At 58.5% G+C, this 16704-nt stretch carries 20 protein-coding genes; 9 read left to right on the top strand and 11 right to left on the bottom strand.

The genetic code is table 11. The features are described 5' to 3' along the window. Nucleotides 1-36: 36 nt before the first annotated feature. The 3 genes from CXF97_RS25440 to CXF97_RS25430 all read left to right on the top strand — a co-directional run bounded on the left by CXF97_RS25440 (nt 37) and on the right by CXF97_RS25430 (nt 2229). Nucleotides 37-972, top strand: a complete 936-nt coding sequence (locus CXF97_RS25440; RefSeq protein WP_101161995.1) for a LysR family transcriptional regulator — start codon at nt 37-39, stop codon at nt 970-972. Between the two features lie 15 nt (nt 973-987). After that, nucleotides 988-1392 carry a GNAT family N-acetyltransferase gene (locus CXF97_RS25435; RefSeq protein WP_101161993.1) on the top strand — a complete coding sequence of 135 codons (405 nt, stop codon included), beginning with the start codon at nt 988-990 and terminating at the stop codon, nt 1390-1392. A gap of 135 nt (nt 1393-1527) precedes the next feature. Continuing rightward, nucleotides 1528-2229: a hypothetical protein gene (locus CXF97_RS25430; RefSeq protein WP_101161991.1), complete on the top strand. Its 702-nt coding sequence runs from the start codon at nt 1528-1530 to the stop codon at nt 2227-2229. Nucleotides 2230-2302: 73 nt separating this feature from the next. Here the strand turns inward: CXF97_RS25430 and CXF97_RS25425 are convergent, their stop codons facing one another. The 6 genes from CXF97_RS25425 to cyoA form a co-directional block, all read right to left on the bottom strand. Beyond that, on the bottom strand, nt 2303-2794 hold the full coding sequence (locus tag CXF97_RS25425; RefSeq protein WP_016773306.1) for a RidA family protein: 492 nt from the start codon (nt 2792-2794) through the stop codon (nt 2303-2305). 236 nt (nt 2795-3030) lie between these two features. Beyond that, on the bottom strand, nt 3031-3918 hold the full coding sequence (gene cyoE / locus CXF97_RS25420) for a heme o synthase (RefSeq protein WP_016773305.1): 888 nt from the start codon (nt 3916-3918) through the stop codon (nt 3031-3033). A 10-nt stretch (nt 3919-3928) separates the two neighbouring features. Next, entirely contained in the window at nt 3929-4264 is a 336-nt protein-coding gene (cyoD, locus tag CXF97_RS25415) for a cytochrome o ubiquinol oxidase subunit IV (RefSeq protein WP_011335842.1), read from the bottom strand. Next, nucleotides 4264-4887 carry a cytochrome o ubiquinol oxidase subunit III gene (cyoC, locus tag CXF97_RS25410; RefSeq protein WP_101161990.1) on the bottom strand — a complete coding sequence of 208 codons (624 nt, stop codon included), beginning with the start codon at nt 4885-4887 and terminating at the stop codon, nt 4264-4266. The genes cyoD and cyoC overlap by 1 nt, the downstream gene beginning before the upstream one ends. 3 nt (nt 4888-4890) lie before the next feature. Beyond that, a complete protein-coding gene (gene cyoB, locus CXF97_RS25405) occupies nt 4891-6921 on the bottom strand; it encodes a cytochrome o ubiquinol oxidase subunit I (RefSeq protein ID WP_041479948.1) in 2031 nt (676 codons plus the stop codon). 3 nt (nt 6922-6924) lie between these two features. Beyond that, nucleotides 6925-7866: a ubiquinol oxidase subunit II gene (cyoA, locus tag CXF97_RS25400; RefSeq protein ID WP_024014231.1), complete on the bottom strand. Its 942-nt coding sequence runs from the start codon at nt 7864-7866 to the stop codon at nt 6925-6927. A 350-nt stretch (nt 7867-8216) separates the two neighbouring features. On the opposite strand from cyoA, the gene CXF97_RS28100 reads away from it, so the two are divergent. Further along, entirely contained in the window at nt 8217-8552 is a 336-nt protein-coding gene (locus tag CXF97_RS28100) for a hypothetical protein (RefSeq protein ID WP_157830929.1), read from the top strand. Between the two features lie 141 nt (nt 8553-8693). Here CXF97_RS28100 and CXF97_RS25390 read toward each other — a convergent pair whose 3' ends face one another. Then, nucleotides 8694-9203 (bottom strand): disulfide bond formation protein B, encoded by a 510-nt coding sequence (locus CXF97_RS25390; RefSeq protein ID WP_101161988.1) that lies wholly within the window; start codon nt 9201-9203, stop codon nt 8694-8696. Nucleotides 9204-9445: 242 nt separating this feature from the next. Continuing rightward, a complete protein-coding gene (gene hmpA / locus CXF97_RS25385) occupies nt 9446-10627 on the bottom strand; it encodes an NO-inducible flavohemoprotein (protein ID WP_101161986.1) in 1182 nt (393 codons plus the stop codon). 163 nt (nt 10628-10790) lie between these two features. Here hmpA and norR point away from each other — a divergent pair, with 163 nt between their 5' ends. The 5 genes from norR to CXF97_RS25360 all read left to right on the top strand — a co-directional run bounded on the left by norR (nt 10791) and on the right by CXF97_RS25360 (nt 15152). Continuing rightward, nucleotides 10791-12353 carry a nitric oxide reductase transcriptional regulator NorR gene (gene norR / locus CXF97_RS25380; RefSeq protein ID WP_101161984.1) on the top strand — a complete coding sequence of 521 codons (1563 nt, stop codon included), beginning with the start codon at nt 10791-10793 and terminating at the stop codon, nt 12351-12353. Nucleotides 12354-12449: 96 nt separating this feature from the next. Next, nucleotides 12450-13352 carry a chemotaxis protein CheV gene (locus CXF97_RS25375; RefSeq protein ID WP_016773296.1) on the top strand — a complete coding sequence of 301 codons (903 nt, stop codon included), beginning with the start codon at nt 12450-12452 and terminating at the stop codon, nt 13350-13352. Nucleotides 13353-13355: 3 nt separating this feature from the next. After that, entirely contained in the window at nt 13356-13838 is a 483-nt protein-coding gene (locus CXF97_RS25370) for an N-acetyltransferase (RefSeq protein ID WP_101162259.1), read from the top strand. A gap of 154 nt (nt 13839-13992) precedes the next feature. After that, nucleotides 13993-14319: a hypothetical protein gene (locus CXF97_RS25365; RefSeq protein WP_101161982.1), complete on the top strand. Its 327-nt coding sequence runs from the start codon at nt 13993-13995 to the stop codon at nt 14317-14319. Nucleotides 14320-14402: 83 nt separating this feature from the next. Then, nucleotides 14403-15152, top strand: a complete 750-nt coding sequence (locus CXF97_RS25360; protein WP_101161980.1) for a YkgJ family cysteine cluster protein — start codon at nt 14403-14405, stop codon at nt 15150-15152. Nucleotides 15153-15280: 128 nt separating this feature from the next. Here the strand turns inward: CXF97_RS25360 and CXF97_RS25350 are convergent, their stop codons facing one another. From CXF97_RS25350 to CXF97_RS25340, 3 genes are all read right to left on the bottom strand, one after another. Next, nucleotides 15281-15520 (bottom strand): hypothetical protein, encoded by a 240-nt coding sequence (locus tag CXF97_RS25350; RefSeq protein WP_016773292.1) that lies wholly within the window; start codon nt 15518-15520, stop codon nt 15281-15283. 139 nt (nt 15521-15659) lie between these two features. Beyond that, the gene (locus tag CXF97_RS25345) at nt 15660-16079 is read right to left on the bottom strand and encodes a hypothetical protein (protein ID WP_101161976.1); all 420 of its coding nucleotides are present in this window, start codon (nt 16077-16079) and stop codon (nt 15660-15662) included. Next, the gene (locus CXF97_RS25340) at nt 16042-16671 is read right to left on the bottom strand and encodes a nucleotidyltransferase domain-containing protein (protein ID WP_101161975.1); all 630 of its coding nucleotides are present in this window, start codon (nt 16669-16671) and stop codon (nt 16042-16044) included. Before CXF97_RS25340 ends, CXF97_RS25345 begins: the two co-directional genes overlap by 38 nt. Nucleotides 16672-16704 lie beyond the last annotated feature (33 nt).

Raw genomic sequence — 16704 nt, 5'->3', positions numbered from 1 at the left:
GGAAAAACTTCAATCATTTAAAAGCAGAGCTTGATAATGGATTTGTTTCAGTCGATGGGTGTTTACGTCAAAGTGGTCGAAGGCGGGAGCATGACCGCAGCCGCTCTGCAGTGCGACATGTCGACGACCATGGTCGGCAATCATCTGCGCGCGCTGGAGCAACGCCTCGGCGTGCAATTGCTGCAGCGCACCACCCGTCGCCAGCGGCTCACCGAGTTCGGCAGCGTCTATTACCAGCGCTGCCTGGACGTGCTCGGTCTGGTCGCCGACTCCGAACGCCTTGCCGAACAGGCCCTCGACGAGCCACGCGGCTTGCTGCGTATTGCCGCGCCGCTGACCTTCGGCGTCGAACGCCTGACCCCGGCGCTCAGCGAATACGCCTTGTTGTATCCGCAAGTGAAACTCGACGTGGTACTGACCAACGGCCGCCCGGATCTGCTGGAGAATGGCCTCGACGTCGCATTCCGGCTGGGCAGTTTCGATGAGTCTTCCAACCTGATCGCTCGCCCCTTGATCGACTACACCCTGACGGTCTGCGCCTCCCCCGAATACATCGCGCGACGTGGCATGCCGCACACGCCCCAGGATTTGCAGCAGCACGATTGCCTGTCCTTCGCCTACCCGGCCGGGGATGACTGGCAATCGGTGGAAAAACGCTGGCGTTTGAGCGGCCCCGATGGCGAAGTGCTCGTCGACGTGAGTGGCCCGCTGCTGATCAATAGCTCTGCCGGTCTGCACCAGGCCGCGCGCAACGGTATGGGAATCATGATGCTGCCCGATGCACTGGTCGAACAGGATCTGCGCGAAGGCAAACTGGTCAGGGTGGTCGCCGATTACCCGCCACCGAGTCGGCCCATGCATTTGTTGTATGCCCCGGATCGCTACCGTTTGCCGAAGCTGCGGAAATTTGTCGAGTTTGCGATGCGTACGTGGGGTAAACCTGACGCCCGCCGTTCAACAATCGAAAGCTGAAAAGGACTTCAATCCATGCAGTACACGCTCGACGTTCGCAACTTGCGCCCCGATGAAACAGAGTCGGCGCGGCTGTTTCTCGGCGAGCATGGCTGGCGCCATCGCACCGGCGATGCCGAGTCGTTCGCTCGCTTGATTGGCAATTCGCAACGCGCCGCCGTCGCTCTGCTCGACGACAACATTGTCGGCTTCGCCCGCGGCATCACTGATGAAATATCCAATGGCTATCTGTCGATGGTGGTGGTCGCTGATCATCATCAACGCAAGGGCATTGGCCGTGCGCTGGTTGAGCATGTGATGGGCGACAACCCTGACATCACGTGGGTGCTACGTGCGGGACGCGAGGGCGCAGAAGCCTTTTTCGCCAGCCTGGGTTTCGAAACTTCGCTGATTGCCATGGAACGCCCGCGCCTGAAATAACAACGACAGGGAAAATTCCCGACCACCAGACCGTTGCTCCGTGACAACGCCGCCCCGCTCCCCTAAATTAGTCGGCCTGAAAAAGACCTCGTGCTTTCTCGTCTCAACTCAAGTTAAAAAAGTAGTGAAATTTCAATGTCCGATTTCAACACCGCTGAATCCGTAGCCACCCAGTCGTCCAAAGCGGAATACGAAAACTCCATCAATCTTTCACAACACCTGCCCCAAGCCAAAGTCATCAGCGAGATGGTTCTGGACGCGTTCCAGTCGACCCGCGAAAGCGACCAGATCCGTGAATTGCGGGCGGCGATCCGTCAGGCGCATGACAGCTTTGATGACGACAAGGCGTACGAGCTGATGGGCGAACTCAAGCGCCTGAAAGACGCCGAGGCGGCGGACATCGCCGCGCTGGAAGACCTGAGCAGCAAGTTCTCGATCGGGCGCATTCTGTCCAGCTTCAAAGACGATCCGGCGTTTCAGGAAATCGTTTATGGCTTGGCCCTGAAAGTACTGAATCAGACCCATCAGGCGATCAGCAACCCGAGCGGTGGCAAGAGCAAGGCCGCAAAAAAGAAAGAAGTGGAAATCTTCACCATCAGCAAGGACGGCGCCAGCGTGAGCTTGCCAATGCGCACACCGCGTTCGCGTCTGAACGTTGATCGTGAAGCGCTGGAATTCCTCGGTTTCACCTTTGTGGGTGAAGGCGATGAAGCCGAGCTGGAGAGCGAAACCTTCGTCGACAACGCCGGTACGGAACAGGCGGTGAACCGCAAGAACATCATCACCGCCCTGCAGCAGCAGACCGCGTTTGACGGGTATAGCATCGCGGCGCAGTAAGCTGCCAAGCGCCTGTAAAAAAGCCCCGCGCTGAGTGATCAGGCGGGGCTTTTTGTTTGAGGCGGGGATAACCTCAAGCCGAAGGATGCAACGCTGCAATCATGTCCACTTCAATCGCCGCATTCTTCGGCAACTGATACACGCCGATGGTCGTGCGCGTATGCCGTCCGGCATCGCCCAGCACATGGCTGAATACGTCCGAAGCGCCGTTGGCCACTTCGCTCAGGTCGACAAAGTCAGCGGTCGACTTCACATACACCGTGACCCGCAACAACGCGCGAATCTTGTCCAGCGAACCCACCGCATCGACAATCAGCGCCAGGCAACGCATGGCGCTGATGCTTGCGGCGGCTTGCGCATCCTTGAGGTTCAATTCCAGTCCCACGCGGCCGGGATACAGAATTTTGCCATTGACCCTCGGCACCATGCCGCTGATGTACAGCTCATCGTGATGGCGAATCAGCGGCGCGTAATTGCCACCGGCGGTGTTCTCGCCATAGATGTCGTAGTTGAGTTCTTCAGCCAGGGCGATAAAGCGCTCATCGCAGGTCATCCGTTCGGTCATTACGCCCAGCCTTTTGATCAATCCACGGGTTAGGACAGTCGAGCAGCGGAGGATGGCTTGGAGCTACTACTGTCGGGGCTGGATCCGAATCTAGGTCTTTTACCAAGTGGCCGCAACCGCTAACTGTGGGAGCGAGCCTGCTCGCGAATGGCAGCACCCCGAACGAGCATATTTCAGCCAACAAAAAACCCCGCACATCTCTCAACGTGCGGGGTTTTTCCTGAAGCTTGCAAACCTTACGGCGCGTACGTCAGCAACAGCTCTGTCGGCACCTTGAAGTCCAGGGACATCATGACGCTCAACGCAGTGATGGTGAAGATCGAGAACACGAACAGCTTGCGTGCCCAGACGGTGTCATCGACTGCCTTGTAGCCGGTCCAGGCCATGTACAGCCAGTACATGCCCATGGCGGCGGCGACGGCGAGGTAGCTCATGCCGGCGTAGCCGCTGAAGGTCAGCATCAAGGTCGCCACGAGGAACGCCAGGATGTAGAGCAGGATGTGCTTCTTCGCCACTTGAATGCCGCGTTTCACTGGCAGCACCGGAATCGATGCGGCCAGGTAATCATTGAAACGGAAAATCGCGATGGCGTAGGAATGCGGCATCTGCCACAGGCTGAACATCACCAGCAGGGTCAGTGCGGCCATGTCGAAGCTGTTGGTCACGGCAACGTAACCGATCACTGGCGGCATGGCGCCCGACAGACTGCCCACCAGCGTGCCGTGAACCGACTTGCGCTTGAGGTACAGGCTGTAGAAGCCGACGTAGATGATGAAGCCGATTACTGCGAACAAGGCAGCCAACGGGTTGGCCACCTTGTACAACAAGGCAACGCCGAGAACACCCAGAATGGTCGCGTAAACCAGGGCCAGTTTCAGGGAGATGAGGCCCTGGACCAGCACACGGTTCTTGGTGCGTTCCATCTTCAGGTCGATGTCGCGGTCGATGCAGTTGTTGAACACGCAACCGGAGGCCACGACCAGGGACGTACCGATCATGGCGGCCAGAAACACCGCCAGATCGACATGCCCTTTCGAGGCCAGGAAGAACCCGCCTGCCACAGAAAGCACGTTACCGAAAATGATCCCCGGTTTGGTGATTTGGATAAAGTGCTTGAGCGACATCGGGTCTACCTCACTTCGCCATCATGTACGTGTGGATGCTGAACATGATCCACAGCGACAGGCCAACCAGCAGCACAATCACGATCGCCGTGAAGACGAATGCGATCACGTTGTTACGCTGAGCAATGGAACGGTCCAGGTGCAGGAAGTAATACAGGTGAACGATCACCTGGATCACTGCGAACAGCAGAACGATTGCCAGCGTCGTCGACTTCGGCAGGGTCGGGTACATCACCAGACCGAACGGAATGACGGTCAGGATTACCGACAGGATGAAGCCGATGGCGTACGACTTGACGCTGCCGTGGCCAGCATCGTGGCTGTCATGGGAGTGTGCATTAGCCATTACAGAGTCCCCATCAGGTAAACAACGGTGAAGACGCAAATCCAGACTACGTCCAGGAAGTGCCAGAACAGGCTCAGGCAGCTCAGACGAGTCTTGTTGGTCGACGTCAGGCCATGCTTGTTGACCTGATACATCATGACGCCCATCCAGATCAGACCGGCCGAAACGTGCAGACCGTGGGTACCGACCAGGGTGAAGAACGCCGACAGGAAGCCCGAACGGCTAGGACCGAAGCCCTCGGAGATCAGCAGGTGGAACTCGTTGATCTCCATGGCGATGAAGCCCGCGCCGAGCAGGAAGGTCATGAACAACCACCCCAGGACCGCCTGCTTCTTGCCCTTGTACAACGCCAGCATGGCGAAGCCGTAGGTGATCGAACTGAACAACAGCAGAGCGGTTTCGCCCAGCACGTAAGGCAGTTCGAAGATGTCGTGGCCCGACGGGCCACCGGCAACGTTGTTTACCAGTACTGCGTACACCGCGAAGATCGACGCAAACAGAATGCAGTCGGTCATCAGGTAGAGCCAGAAACCGTATACGGTCATCTCGCCCGAGTCGTGGTGATGGTCATCGTGCCCATGGTCACCATGGGCGTGTCCAACATTGGTCACTAAGTTCGACATGGTTTAAGCCTGTTCCAACGAGGTTTCAACACGGGTGGCATTGGCCGGGATTTTCCCTGCCGCGACCAGACGCTTGTGCTGCTCGGCTTCGATACGCTCGATCGTTTCAACCGGAACCATATAGCCCTGGTCGTCACGTGCAGCGTGGATCACGAAGTAAACGACGGTGCCCACCAGGCTCGCGATCGCCAGCCACCAGATGTGCCAGATCATCGCGAAACCGAAGACGGTCAACAGCGCGCCCATCACCACGCCAGTGGCGGTGTTGTTCGGCATGTGGATCGGCTCGTACTTGGCCGGACGCTGGTACGCAGTACCGTTTTCCTTGGCTTCGGTGAACGGGTCGATGCAGTCAGCCTTAGGCAGCACAGCAAAGTTGTAGAACGGTGGTGGCGACGAGGTCGACCATTCCAGCGTGTGCGCATTCCACGGGTCACCGTGATCGCAAACGTTCTCTGGCTTGTTGCGGTCACGCACACTGACGTACAGCTGGATCAGTTGGCAGGCGATACCGACAGCGATCATCACCGCACCGAACATGGCAACGTACAGGTACGGTACCCACTCAGGGTTGGTGGTGGCGTTCAGACGACGGGTCATGCCCATGAAGCCCAGTGCGTAGAGCGGCATGAACGCGACGAAGAAGCCCGAGATCCAGAACCAGAACGCTGCTTTACCCCAGCCTTCGTGCAGCTTGAAGCCGAACGCTTTCGGGAAGTAGAACGCGAAGCCAGCGATGTAACCGAATACCGCACCGCCGATGATCACGTTGTGGAAGTGCGCGATCACGAACAGGCTGTTGTGCAGCACGAAGTCAGCACCCGGGATGGCCAGCAGTACGCCGGTCATGCCGCCGATGGCGAAGGTCACCATGAAGCCCAGCGTCCACATCACCTGGCTGGTGAAGCGCAGACGGCCCTGGTAGATGGTGAACAGCCAGTTGAACAGCTTCACACCCGTCGGGATGGAAATCAGCATCGTCGCCAGACCGAAGAAGGCGTTGACGCTGGCACCCGAACCCATGGTGAAGAAGTGGTGCAGCCAGACCATGAAGCCCAGTACCGAGATCGCGCCCGAGGCGTAGATCATCGAGTGGTGGCCGAACAGTTTCTTGCCGGTGAACGCCGAGATCACTTCCGAGAAGATGCCGAAGGCCGGCAGGATCAGGATGTAAACCTCAGGGTGGCCCCACGCCCAGAACAGGTTGACGTACATCATCGGATTGCCACCAAGTTCATTGGTGAAAATGTGGAAATCCATGTAACGGTCAAGGGTCAGCAGTGCCAGGGTAGCGGTCAGGATCGGGAACGAAGCCACGATCAGAACGTTTGCCCAGGTGCAGGTCCAGGTGAAGATCGGCATGTCCATCAGTTTCATGCCAGGGGTACGCATTTTCAGTACGGTCGCGAGGAAGTTGACCCCCGTTAGCGTCGTACCCAATCCGGACAGCTGTAGCGCCCAGATGTAGTAGTCCATTCCCACGCCAGGGCTGTATTGCAGACCCGACAGCGGCGGATAGGCAACCCAACCGGTCTTGGCGAATTCGCCGACGCCCAGCGACAGGTTGATCAGCACAACGCCGGACACCAGCAGCCAGAAGCTCAGGGAGTTCAGGAACGGGAACGCCACGTCACGCGCGCCGATCTGCAGCGGCACTGCAAGGTTCATCAGGCCGGTGAAGAATGGCATCGCCATGAAGATGATCATGATCACACCGTGAGCGGTGAAGATCTGGTCATAGTGTTCAGGTGGCAGGTAACCAGGCGAACCCTCGGTGGCCATGGCCAACTGGGTACGCATCATGATCGCGTCGGCAAAACCGCGCAGCAGCATGACCATGGCGACGATGATGTACATCACGCCGATTTTCTTGTGGTCGACCGAAGTCAGCCACTCGGTCCACAGGTACGTCCACTTCTTGAAGTAAGTGATCGCAGCGAACAGTGCCAGACCACCGAGGGCGATCATGGCGATGGTCACCATCACGATCGGCTCGTGGAATGGGACTGCTTCCCAACTTAATTTACCAAACATCGTTTACTCCTCTGCCCCGGCAGCTGAATGCGAACCCGCGTCAATATCCGTGGCCGCCACTTCTTTCTCTTTCTTCTCGTGCTTCAGCGGCTTGCCCGGTTTCATACCTTCGTACTTGTCGACGATGATCTGGAACTGGTTAGGCGTGACCGACGAGTAGAGCTCGACTGGGTTGTTCTGGCTCGGTTTGGCCAGGGCCGCGTATTCAGCCTGATCAAGCTGTTTAGGCGACTTCTTGACTTCACTTACCCAGGCGTCGAAATCTTCCTGAGTGGTGGAGATAGCCTTGAATTTCATACCGGTGAAACCGGCACCGCTGTAGTTGGCGGAGATACCGTCCATTTCAGCGTTGCGGTCAGCGATCAGGTGCAGCTTGGTCTGCATGCCCGCCATCGCGTAGATCTGGCCGCCCAGGCCCGGGATGAAGAACGAGTTCATCACGGCATCGGAGGTGATCTTGAAGTTGATTGGCGTGTGCGCCGGGAACACGATCTTGTTGACCGTGGCAATGCCTTGTTCCGGGTAGATGAACAGCCACTTCCAGTCCAGCGCGACGACTTCGATGGTCACAGGCTTGACGTCAGACTCGATCGGACGATACGGGTCCAGCTCGTGAGTCGAGATGTAAGTGATGTAGCCCAGGGCGATGATGATCAGCACCGGGATGGTCCATACGGCCACTTCGATCTTGGTCGAGTGCGACCACTTCGGCGTGTAGACGGCGTTCTTGTTCGAAGCGCGGTACTTCCAGGCAAACAGGAAGGTCATGACGATGACCGGCACGACGACCAACAGCATCAGCAGCGTGGCGGTGATGATCAGGTTGCGCTGTTCCAGGCCGACCTGGCCCGTTGGATTGAGCAAGGTCATGTTGCAGCCTCCCAGCAACAACGTGCCGAGCAGCGGCACTAGGCCTAGTAATCTGGGGTACCTGTTTTTACTCATCTCACGACCTCTAAAGCAGCTTGCGCAATGCAGTTGGGTTTTGATCGCCAACACTTCACCCTGCCAAGGGTTGGCATTTTCTTTGGATTGAATAAGGGCCGCCCGTCGCGCGTTACACGCTCGACAAAACCTTGGGACAGCGTTCAGTTCTTATTCGAATTCGTGGTCAAAGGCCTTGTTACAGACCAATTCCATTTGGTGCGGAAAATTGGAAAGGCACCGACACCAGGGTGTCTTGAAAGCCTCGCGGCTCGCTCGACACCCGACCTCCTGATCAGTTCCTTGATAAAGGCTGAACAGCGCCGGGAATTCAGTGCGGGCGATTGTAGATAGGTAGCGCCCTATACACCATGTCTTATCCCGAAATAATTTTTATCACTCAGAGCAACAATCCATCGCCATTTTTGCAAAAGTTGCGCAAGTTATCGAAAGCGTTTCTCAATAAAAGCGACAAAATCCGCCAGCGTAAGCGCCTCAAATCAGACAGCTCTGCACCCGATCTACAACCGCTGGATCAGCGCAAAGCCCGATGTTCCAAGGGCTTCGCCCATCTGCCGGCGCCTGTTAAAACTGCCTGCTCTGGTACGTCCGTGCTGAAGCCCGAAAACGCTGAAACTGGCCAATGTTTTTATGTAACAGGCGGCCAATCCGCCGCATCCCGAGTCCCTGCGACAGCCCGCGTGTGACAACATGTCGCACATTTGCCGCACGCTTCATTGCCGTTCGTCACGGTGTTTTCACAAACGCTCTGAAATGCAAAACGCCCCGATTTTCAGCAGCGAAAATCGGGGCGTTTTGTTTATCGGCAGCTGTGCCGAGAAGTTGACTCAGCGCAGCGCTTTTCGATTACGCGAAGTCAGCAGAGGCACCAGAATCACCACCAGCACGAACGCCACCAGCGCCCATTGCGCCAGCGACAGACCGAGGATCGGCGGATACGGCGTCGAGCAGAAACCGTCGACCTGGAAGCCCAGCGGGAAAATTTTCGCCAACGGCAGATCATCGACAATCGGTTGCAGCACATCGACGCCACAACTCACCGCCGGATAGAACTGCGTATAGACGTGATGCCCGGCCACACCGGCCCCGGCAATCGCACAGATCACTACCAGTGTCTCGAACACGGTGATGCTGCGACGGCTACGCATGCCCGCACCAATGAAGGCGAACAGTGCAATCAGCAACAGTGCATAGCGCTGCAGAATGCACAGTGGGCACGGTGCCTCGCCTAACACGACCTGCATGTACAACGCACCGCCGATCAACGCCAGACAGATGATCCCCAGCAGCATCAGATAGCGCCGCTCACGTCCCAACCGCATCGTTTCCTCGCTCATTGCCTTTCCTTTGTAAGTCCATGGTTCAGCCGGCTGGCAGCTGAAATTGTCGCAAGTCTACACCGGGGCAATAAACGATAGAGCGGTTAAGGAATGATTAACCTCGTGTCGGAATTGGCGTCGAGCCCTTCGCGAGCAAGCCTGCTCCCACATTAGACCGTGCCTTGCACACAATTTGTGCTGGACGCAGCTTCGGTGTGGGAGCGGGCTTGCTCGCCAATGCAGGCGCCTCGCTTTCAGATTCACTCCAGAGCAGAAGCCGGCCCGAAGAACTCGTAGCGGCTCTGCTTCTCCGGCACGCCCAACGCTTTCAAATGCCGCTTGATCGCGCCCATGAACCCTTTCGGCCCGAGGAAGTACGCATCGACATCACGCTGCGCCGGCAGCCATTCGCCGAGCTGTTCCTGACTCAACAAGCCGACCTTGTCCGCCGCCGGGCTGACACCATCCTCCTCGGCGTAGCAATAGAAACGCTTGAGCTGCGGATGACGCGCCGCCAGTCCATCGACCCAGTCACGGAATGCGTGAACGCTGCCGTTGCGCGCGCAGTGGATAAAGTGCACCGGACGTTCGGTCGCCAGCGCGGCTTCCAACATCGCCAACGTCGGGGTGATGCCGACGCCGCCACTGATCAGCACCAGCGGCTTGTCGCTGGCCGCCAGGGTGAATTCGCCCGACGGCGGGAACAGTTGGATGCTCGAGCCGACGTTCAGCTGATCATGCAAGTAGTTGGACGCGCGACCATTCGGTTCACGCTTGACGCTGATGCGGTACTGACCGTTATTGGCCAGTGCCGACAGCGAATAGTTGCGGCGGATTTCTTCGCCATCGAGGATCAGCTTCATGCCGATGTACTGACCCGGCTCGACCGCAAGAATCGGCCCTTTGTCCGCCGGTTCGAAGTAGAACGAGGTGATCTCCGCGCTCTCCTGTACTTTCGCCGCGACGATGAATTCACGCGCACCGCGCCAGCCACCGACGGCGTGTTCCTTCTGGTCATAGATCGCGGTTTCCGCGCCGATCAGGATGTCGGCCAGTTGCCCGTACGCAGCGCCCCAGGCACTCATCACCTCAGGCGTGGCGATCTCTTCGCCGAGCACTTCGCAAATGGCGCGCAGCAGGCAGGTGCCAACAATGGGGTAATGCTCCGGCAGAATCTGCAGGGCGACGTGTTTGTTGATGATCTTCGCCACCAGATCGCCCAACTGGTCGAGTTGATCGATGTGCCGGGCGTACATCAGCACGCCGTTGGCCAAGGCACGCGGCTGATCGCCACTGGCCTGATGCGCCTGGTTGAACAGCGGGCGCACCTCCGGGTATTCGGAGAGCATCATGCGATAGAAATGCGTGATCAACGCCTCGCCGCCGCTTTCCAGCAGAGGCACGGTGGACTTGACGATGGCACGATCCTGGACGCTAAGCATAAGGTGACTCCTGCGCTTTCTTGAAAGATTGCCTTAGGGATATCAGCTTTCGTGCCAACTAATTAATGCTTTAGAATCAATAGCTTGAAATCGACATAGTCATTTCGACACAAATGGACGTATAGTCATCGCGACTACACCTTGTCTCTTTGACTACATACCCATGACCGCCAAATCCTTGCTTACCGCCCTGCTGCCTCTGGTCGCCGACCTGTCCCGCGAACTGCCCGAAGGTGAGCGCTACCGGCGCCTGCTTGAGGCCATGCGCGCCTTGCTTCCTTGCGATGCCGCCGCGTTGTTGCGTCTGGATGGCGAATCACTGGTGCCGCTGGCGGTGGATGGTTTGAGTACCGACACCCTGGGCCGGCGCTTCAAAGTCAGCGAGCACCCGCGCTTCGAAATTCTCCTGGCCGGTGCCGGGCCGACGCGCTTCGCTGCCGACAGCGAGCTGCCCGATCCTTATGATGGGCTGGTCGACGGCCTCGACGATCACCTCGAAGTTCACGACTGCCTCGGCTGTCCTTTATTTGTCGATGAAAAACTCTGGGGCCTGATCACCCTCGACGCGCTGGATCCCGAGCGTTTCGAGCCGATCGAGCTCGATGCCCTGCAAGCCTTCGCCAGCCTCGCCTCGGCCACGGTCAACGCTGCCGAACGCATCGAACGTCTGGCCACTCGTGCCGAGGACGAACATCAGCGCGCCGAGGTTTACCGTCAGGCCAGCGGCCAGCAGAACCGCGAAATGATCGGCCAGAGCAAAGCGCACAAACGTCTGGTGGAAGAAATCAATCTGGTCGGCGGCAGCGACCTGACCGTTCTGATCACCGGCGAAACCGGCGTCGGCAAAGAGCTGGTCGCCCAAGCCATTCACGCTGCTTCCGCGCGCGCCGACAAACCGATCATCAGCCTCAACTGCGCCGCCCTCCCCGACACACTGGTAGAAAGCGAATTGTTCGGCCACGTGCGCGGCGCTTTCACCGGCGCCACCAGCGACCGTCGCGGCAAGTTCGAACTGGCCAATGGCGGCACGTTGTTTCTTGACGAAGTTGGCGAGCTGTCGCTGACGGTTCAGGCCAAGTTGCTGCGCGTACTGCAGAGCGGTCAGTTGCAGCGCCTGGGTTCGGACCAGGAGCATCAGGTTGATGTGCGTTTGATTGCGGCGACCAATCGCGATCTGGCCGAGGAGGTGCGCAGCGGTCGCTATCGTGCCGATTTCTATCACCGCCTGAGCGTCTATCCGCTGCGGGTGCCGGCGCTGCGCGATCGCGGGCGCGATGTGTTGTTGCTCAGCGGCTTCTTTCTGGAGCAGAACCGCTCGCGCATGGGCCTCAATAGCCTGCGCTTGAACAGTGATGCTCAGGAAGCGCTGCTGGCCTATACCTGGCCGGGCAATGTCCGTGAGCTGGAGCATTTGATCGGGCGCAGTGCGCTCAAAGCGCTGGGTAACTGCAAGGTGCGGCCAAAGATTCTGAGCCTGAGTGCGGCGGATCTGGATTTGCCGCATGAGGTTGTCGATCACGTGCTTGCGCCTGTCGACGCAGGCTTGGCCAAAGCAATGCCGATGGTCGGCGCCGATTTGCGTACTGCGACGGATGAGTTTCAGCGGCGCTTGATCAACGCCGCACTTGAGCGTCATCAGCATAATTGGGCGAGTGCGGCGCGGGAGCTGGGGGTGGATCGGGCGAACCTTGGGCGGATGGCCAAGCGTTTGGGGATGAAAGGCTGACGAGCCAATAGCCTAAAGCCCACCCCGATCACGCCGATAACCCGGCATCAAAGGTTTCTGGCGATTTCCACTCTCGCCCATCCACAGAAGGTTCTTATGTCCTCCACCAAAGCCCGCGCAGATTCACTTTCGCTTCTGCTGTTTACCTTGCGCAGCGGCAAGCTGATGGCGATCAACCTGCTGAAAGTCAGTGAAATCATCCCCTGCCCGCCGCTGACCAAGCTGCCGGAGTCGCACCCGCACGTCAAAGGCATCGCCTCGCTGCGCGGTGCCTCGCTGTCGGTGATCGACCTCAGCCGCGCCATCGGCGAGCGGCCGCTGGAAGATCCCAACGGTGGCTGCCTGATCGTCACCGATGTCAGCCGCTCCAAGCAGGGTCTGCACGTGCAAGCGGTGAGCAAGATCGTTCACTGCCTGACCACCGACATCAAGCCGCCACCGTTCGGCTCTGGCGGCTCGCGCGCCTACATCACCGGCGTGACCTCGGTAGACGGTACGCTGGTGCAGGTGCTGGACATCGAAAAAGTCATTCACAGCATCGCCCCGGCGCAGATCGAAATGGCGCCGACCGACCTGACCATGGAAGACGCCGAAGTGCTCGGCAACGCGCGCATTCTGGTGGTCGACGACAGCCAGGTGGCATTGCAACAATCGGTGCACACCCTGCGCAACCTCGGCCTGCAATGCCATACCGCGCGCAGTGCCAAGGAAGCGATCGATTGCCTGCTCGACCTGCAGGGCACCGCGCAGCAGATCAACCTGATCGTCTCGGACATCGAAATGTCGGAAATGGACGGCTACGCGTTCACCCGCACCCTGCGCGAGACCCCGGATTTCGCTCATTTGTATGTGCTGCTGCACACCTCGCTCGACAGCGCGATGAACAGTGAAAAGGCCAGACTGGCCGGTGCCAACGCGGTGTTGACCAAGTTTTCCTCGCCGGAACTGACCCAACGTCTGATCGAAGCCGCCAAGCACGTCGCGGCCAACGGGCACTGAGTGTTGGCCGAGACGTTTTGCTTTCTGCTGCGCCGCGATTTGAGCGGGGTTCTGCCGGATGCGCAGTGGCCGGAGGGGATTGAGCTGTCCGTCTACCGCGAGGAAACGGCGCCGGCAGTGCATCAGTTGATGCAGCTCGGACAGCTGGAAGGTGGCGGTCGGGTACCGTCACTCGAGCAATGGCAGCAGCGGTTTGTCAGCGATCCTGAATATGATCCGGCGTTATGTTTCGTTGCCTGTGATACCGAGGGCGTGGTGGGCGTGGCGCAATGCTGGACCAGTGCCTATATCAAGAATCTGGTGGTGCACCCGCGAATGCAGGGCCGGGGGCTGGGGCGAGCGTTGTTGCTGTACGCCTTCAGTGTCTTTCAACAGCGGCGCGAGGGTTTTGTCGATTTGAGGGTTCTGGAGGACAACCTGCGGGCGCGGTGGTTGTATGAGAGTGTCGGGATGTGTGTGGTCCGCCGGGAATTGGTACCGGAATGATTAAAGTCAAAAGATCGCAGCCTTCGGCAGCTCCTACAGGAAACCGCATTTCCATGTAGGAGCTGCCGAAGGCTGCGATCTTTTAGCGGTGCCCCAGGCAACAAAACTCTTCAGGCAGACTCAAACCTTGGCCATAACCAAGGATGCCCCAACCATGAAAGCCATCACCCTGGCCCTGCTCAGCCTCACCGCTCTCGCCTCCCAGGCCCACGCCTCCAGCCCCGACGCCTGGGCCGCCCACGACAAGACCGTACTCGCCAGTTGCACCAAGGCCAGCGGTTTGAAAAACGTCAAACCGGTCGGCACGCCCGCGCAATTCGACGACCGCGTCGGTTACACCGCCGTTCTGCTGCAAGGCCAATACCCGCAAAAACACATGAAAGGCCAGCAAGGCAGCGAGCTGTGCCTGTACAACAAACAGTCGAAAACCGCGTTCGTCACCGAGTGGGATTCGATTCGCCCGGTCACAAAATCCCACTGAGTGGCGCAGTCCTTGCTTCGATCCGGTTCTGTGCGATGGTTTTCTGCCGTCGTTTCACACCCTGATTGAAGAAAGATCGCTCAATGAATACGACGTTTTCCTGCGTAGGCTGCGGCAAATGCTGCACTGACCACCATGTCCCGCTGACGCTGGCCGAAGCTCGCATGTGGGCGGCCGATGGCGGTCAGGTGATCGTGCTGGTCGAGGCGTTTCTCGGCAATGGCCTGGGCCTGCCGGCGCAGCAGCGCGAACATGCCGAGCGCCGTTCGGCGGTGGTTCGCAGCGGCGCCACTGATGCTCATGTGGCGATTACCTTTGCCGCTTATAACGTCGGCCCCTGCCGGAATCTTGACGAGGACAAGCGCTGCCGGATCTACGAGCGGCGTCCGCTGGTGTGCCGGATATACCCGGCGGAAATCAATCCGCATATCCCGCTCAACCCGGCTGCCAAGGATTGCCCGCCAGAGTCCTGGGAGCAAGGGCCGGAGCTGATTGTGGGAGGCGAGCTGGTTGATCGGGAACTGGTTGAGCTGATCCAGCGTTCGCGTCAGGCGGATCGGGATGACATCCAACTCAAGGATGCGATCTGCGCCACGCTGGGGATCCGCACTACCGCGCTCAAGGGTGACGGGTTTACCGCGTACTTGCCGAACATGGATGCGTTTGCAGCGGTGATTGACCAAGTGAGCGCGCAACCGCTGGCGGCGCGAACCAGTGAATGGCTGTTTCATTTGTCCGGCGATGATGTCGCCGGGCAAGTGCTGGCAGCCGGGGGGCAGGTGGTGACTGAACCGGCGCAGACTTATGCGTTCATTTCATTGCGCGCGGCTTGATCTGATATTTGTGCTGTAGCGGCTGTCGCATTCGCGAGCAGGCTCGCTCCCACATTGGATCTGCGCCAAACACAAACCTGTGGGAGCGAGCCTGCTCGCGAAGAGGCCAGCACCATCACTTTCCGATGTCAGCGCTTGCCCATCGACCGACGCGTGCCCGGCGGCGCCATGCCCGGGGTTTTGGTGTGGCCATTCTTCGCGCCATTTTTGTACCACGGCTGATTCGAGCCTTTCGCCGAAGCCAGCTCGCCCGGTTTGAACGGGAACTTGAACGCCGGGATCTCGGCCTTGGTTTCGCTGGCGTCAGCCACTTCAGCCGGGACGTCGCTCACAGCATCGTCAACCGGCGGTTGGGTTGGGGAAGTCATAGAAGCTCCGGGAACAAAAAGTCGGCCCGATCAGTGAGCCGCAAAGGCGCGCAGTATACCTGTGCGCTCTGGCTCGGCATCTGAAGATTTGCGGGATGCGCTGAATGGCTGCCTGGCATTGTCACTGCGTGATGATATTTCAGTTCATGCGACGCTGAACGTCACCCAACAACTGCGACGTGCTCTCCAGCAATTGCTCAAGAAGCGCGTCATCTTCATCCATGTAGCCTTCATATTCGGCGAGATTGCGCCGCTCATGGCACAGCGCAAACAATCGCACCTGAACCTTGCTGCTTTGAGTGGTATGGATCAGACACTGGAATACCAGATAGCGCTTGTCCGATCGATAGCCACTCAAGCGAAGAGCTGTCAGCGCCAGCGCGTGAGCGGCGTTGTAGGCCAAATCGAACCGGCTGGAAAACGACAGTGTGCAAGTGTGCGCATCCTTGAGCCTGTCCAAAGCCGAGCGCAACAGACCCTCACACTCCTTGCGGTCAGGTGGCTCCACTTTCAGTACACCGCTACGTAGAAGATTCTCCAGACTCTCGTTGCTGCCCATCCTTGGACTCCAAAGGGTTTGCCTCTGACAGATCGATTTTTTCCTGCTGCATCACTCGCATGACAAAACTGTTCTGTGCCGCCAGCTTCCTGGCCCAGTCTTGCGGGGTGTATAGCGTCGGGTTGATGGGACGCCCCAATTGCTCCTCCAACGGCATGAGTCGCTCCATCAACTCACTGTAGTGCAGGCCTTCGCCAATCAGCATGAGATCTATGTCACTGAGTGTGTTCGCCGAGTTTTTGGCGATGGAGCCATACACGAACGCCCACGTGATCTGTTCGGCAAACGGTTCTAATGCCTGACGAAGAGGCTCGGCAAAACCGAATGTCTTGCGCGTGATGCCCAGAAGCTCCGCGTAGATAGGACATGCGGGATTGGCCTGGTAATGGGTCTGGTTACCCACTCGTGTCATGCTGAGGATCCCGGCTCGTTGCAATCGATCGAGTTCACGCATCAGGCCGCCTTTGCCAACCTGTGCCCAGCGCACGATTTCGTTGGCGTAGAAGGTCTGGTCGGGTTTGCCAAACAACAATCCCAACACTTTTTGCTGGGTGGCGGTGAACAGGGCTTCGCTTAAAGAAAGGTTTTCCACTGGCGCAAACCGATGAGTCCCAAAACAGGAACG

The organism is Pseudomonas sp. Choline-02u-1, from assembly GCF_002836515.1.
Taxonomy (GTDB): domain Bacteria; phylum Pseudomonadota; class Gammaproteobacteria; order Pseudomonadales; family Pseudomonadaceae; genus Aquipseudomonas.
The sequence above is the reverse complement of the archived record's forward strand: the minus strand, read 5'-3'. Positions and strand labels throughout refer to the sequence as shown.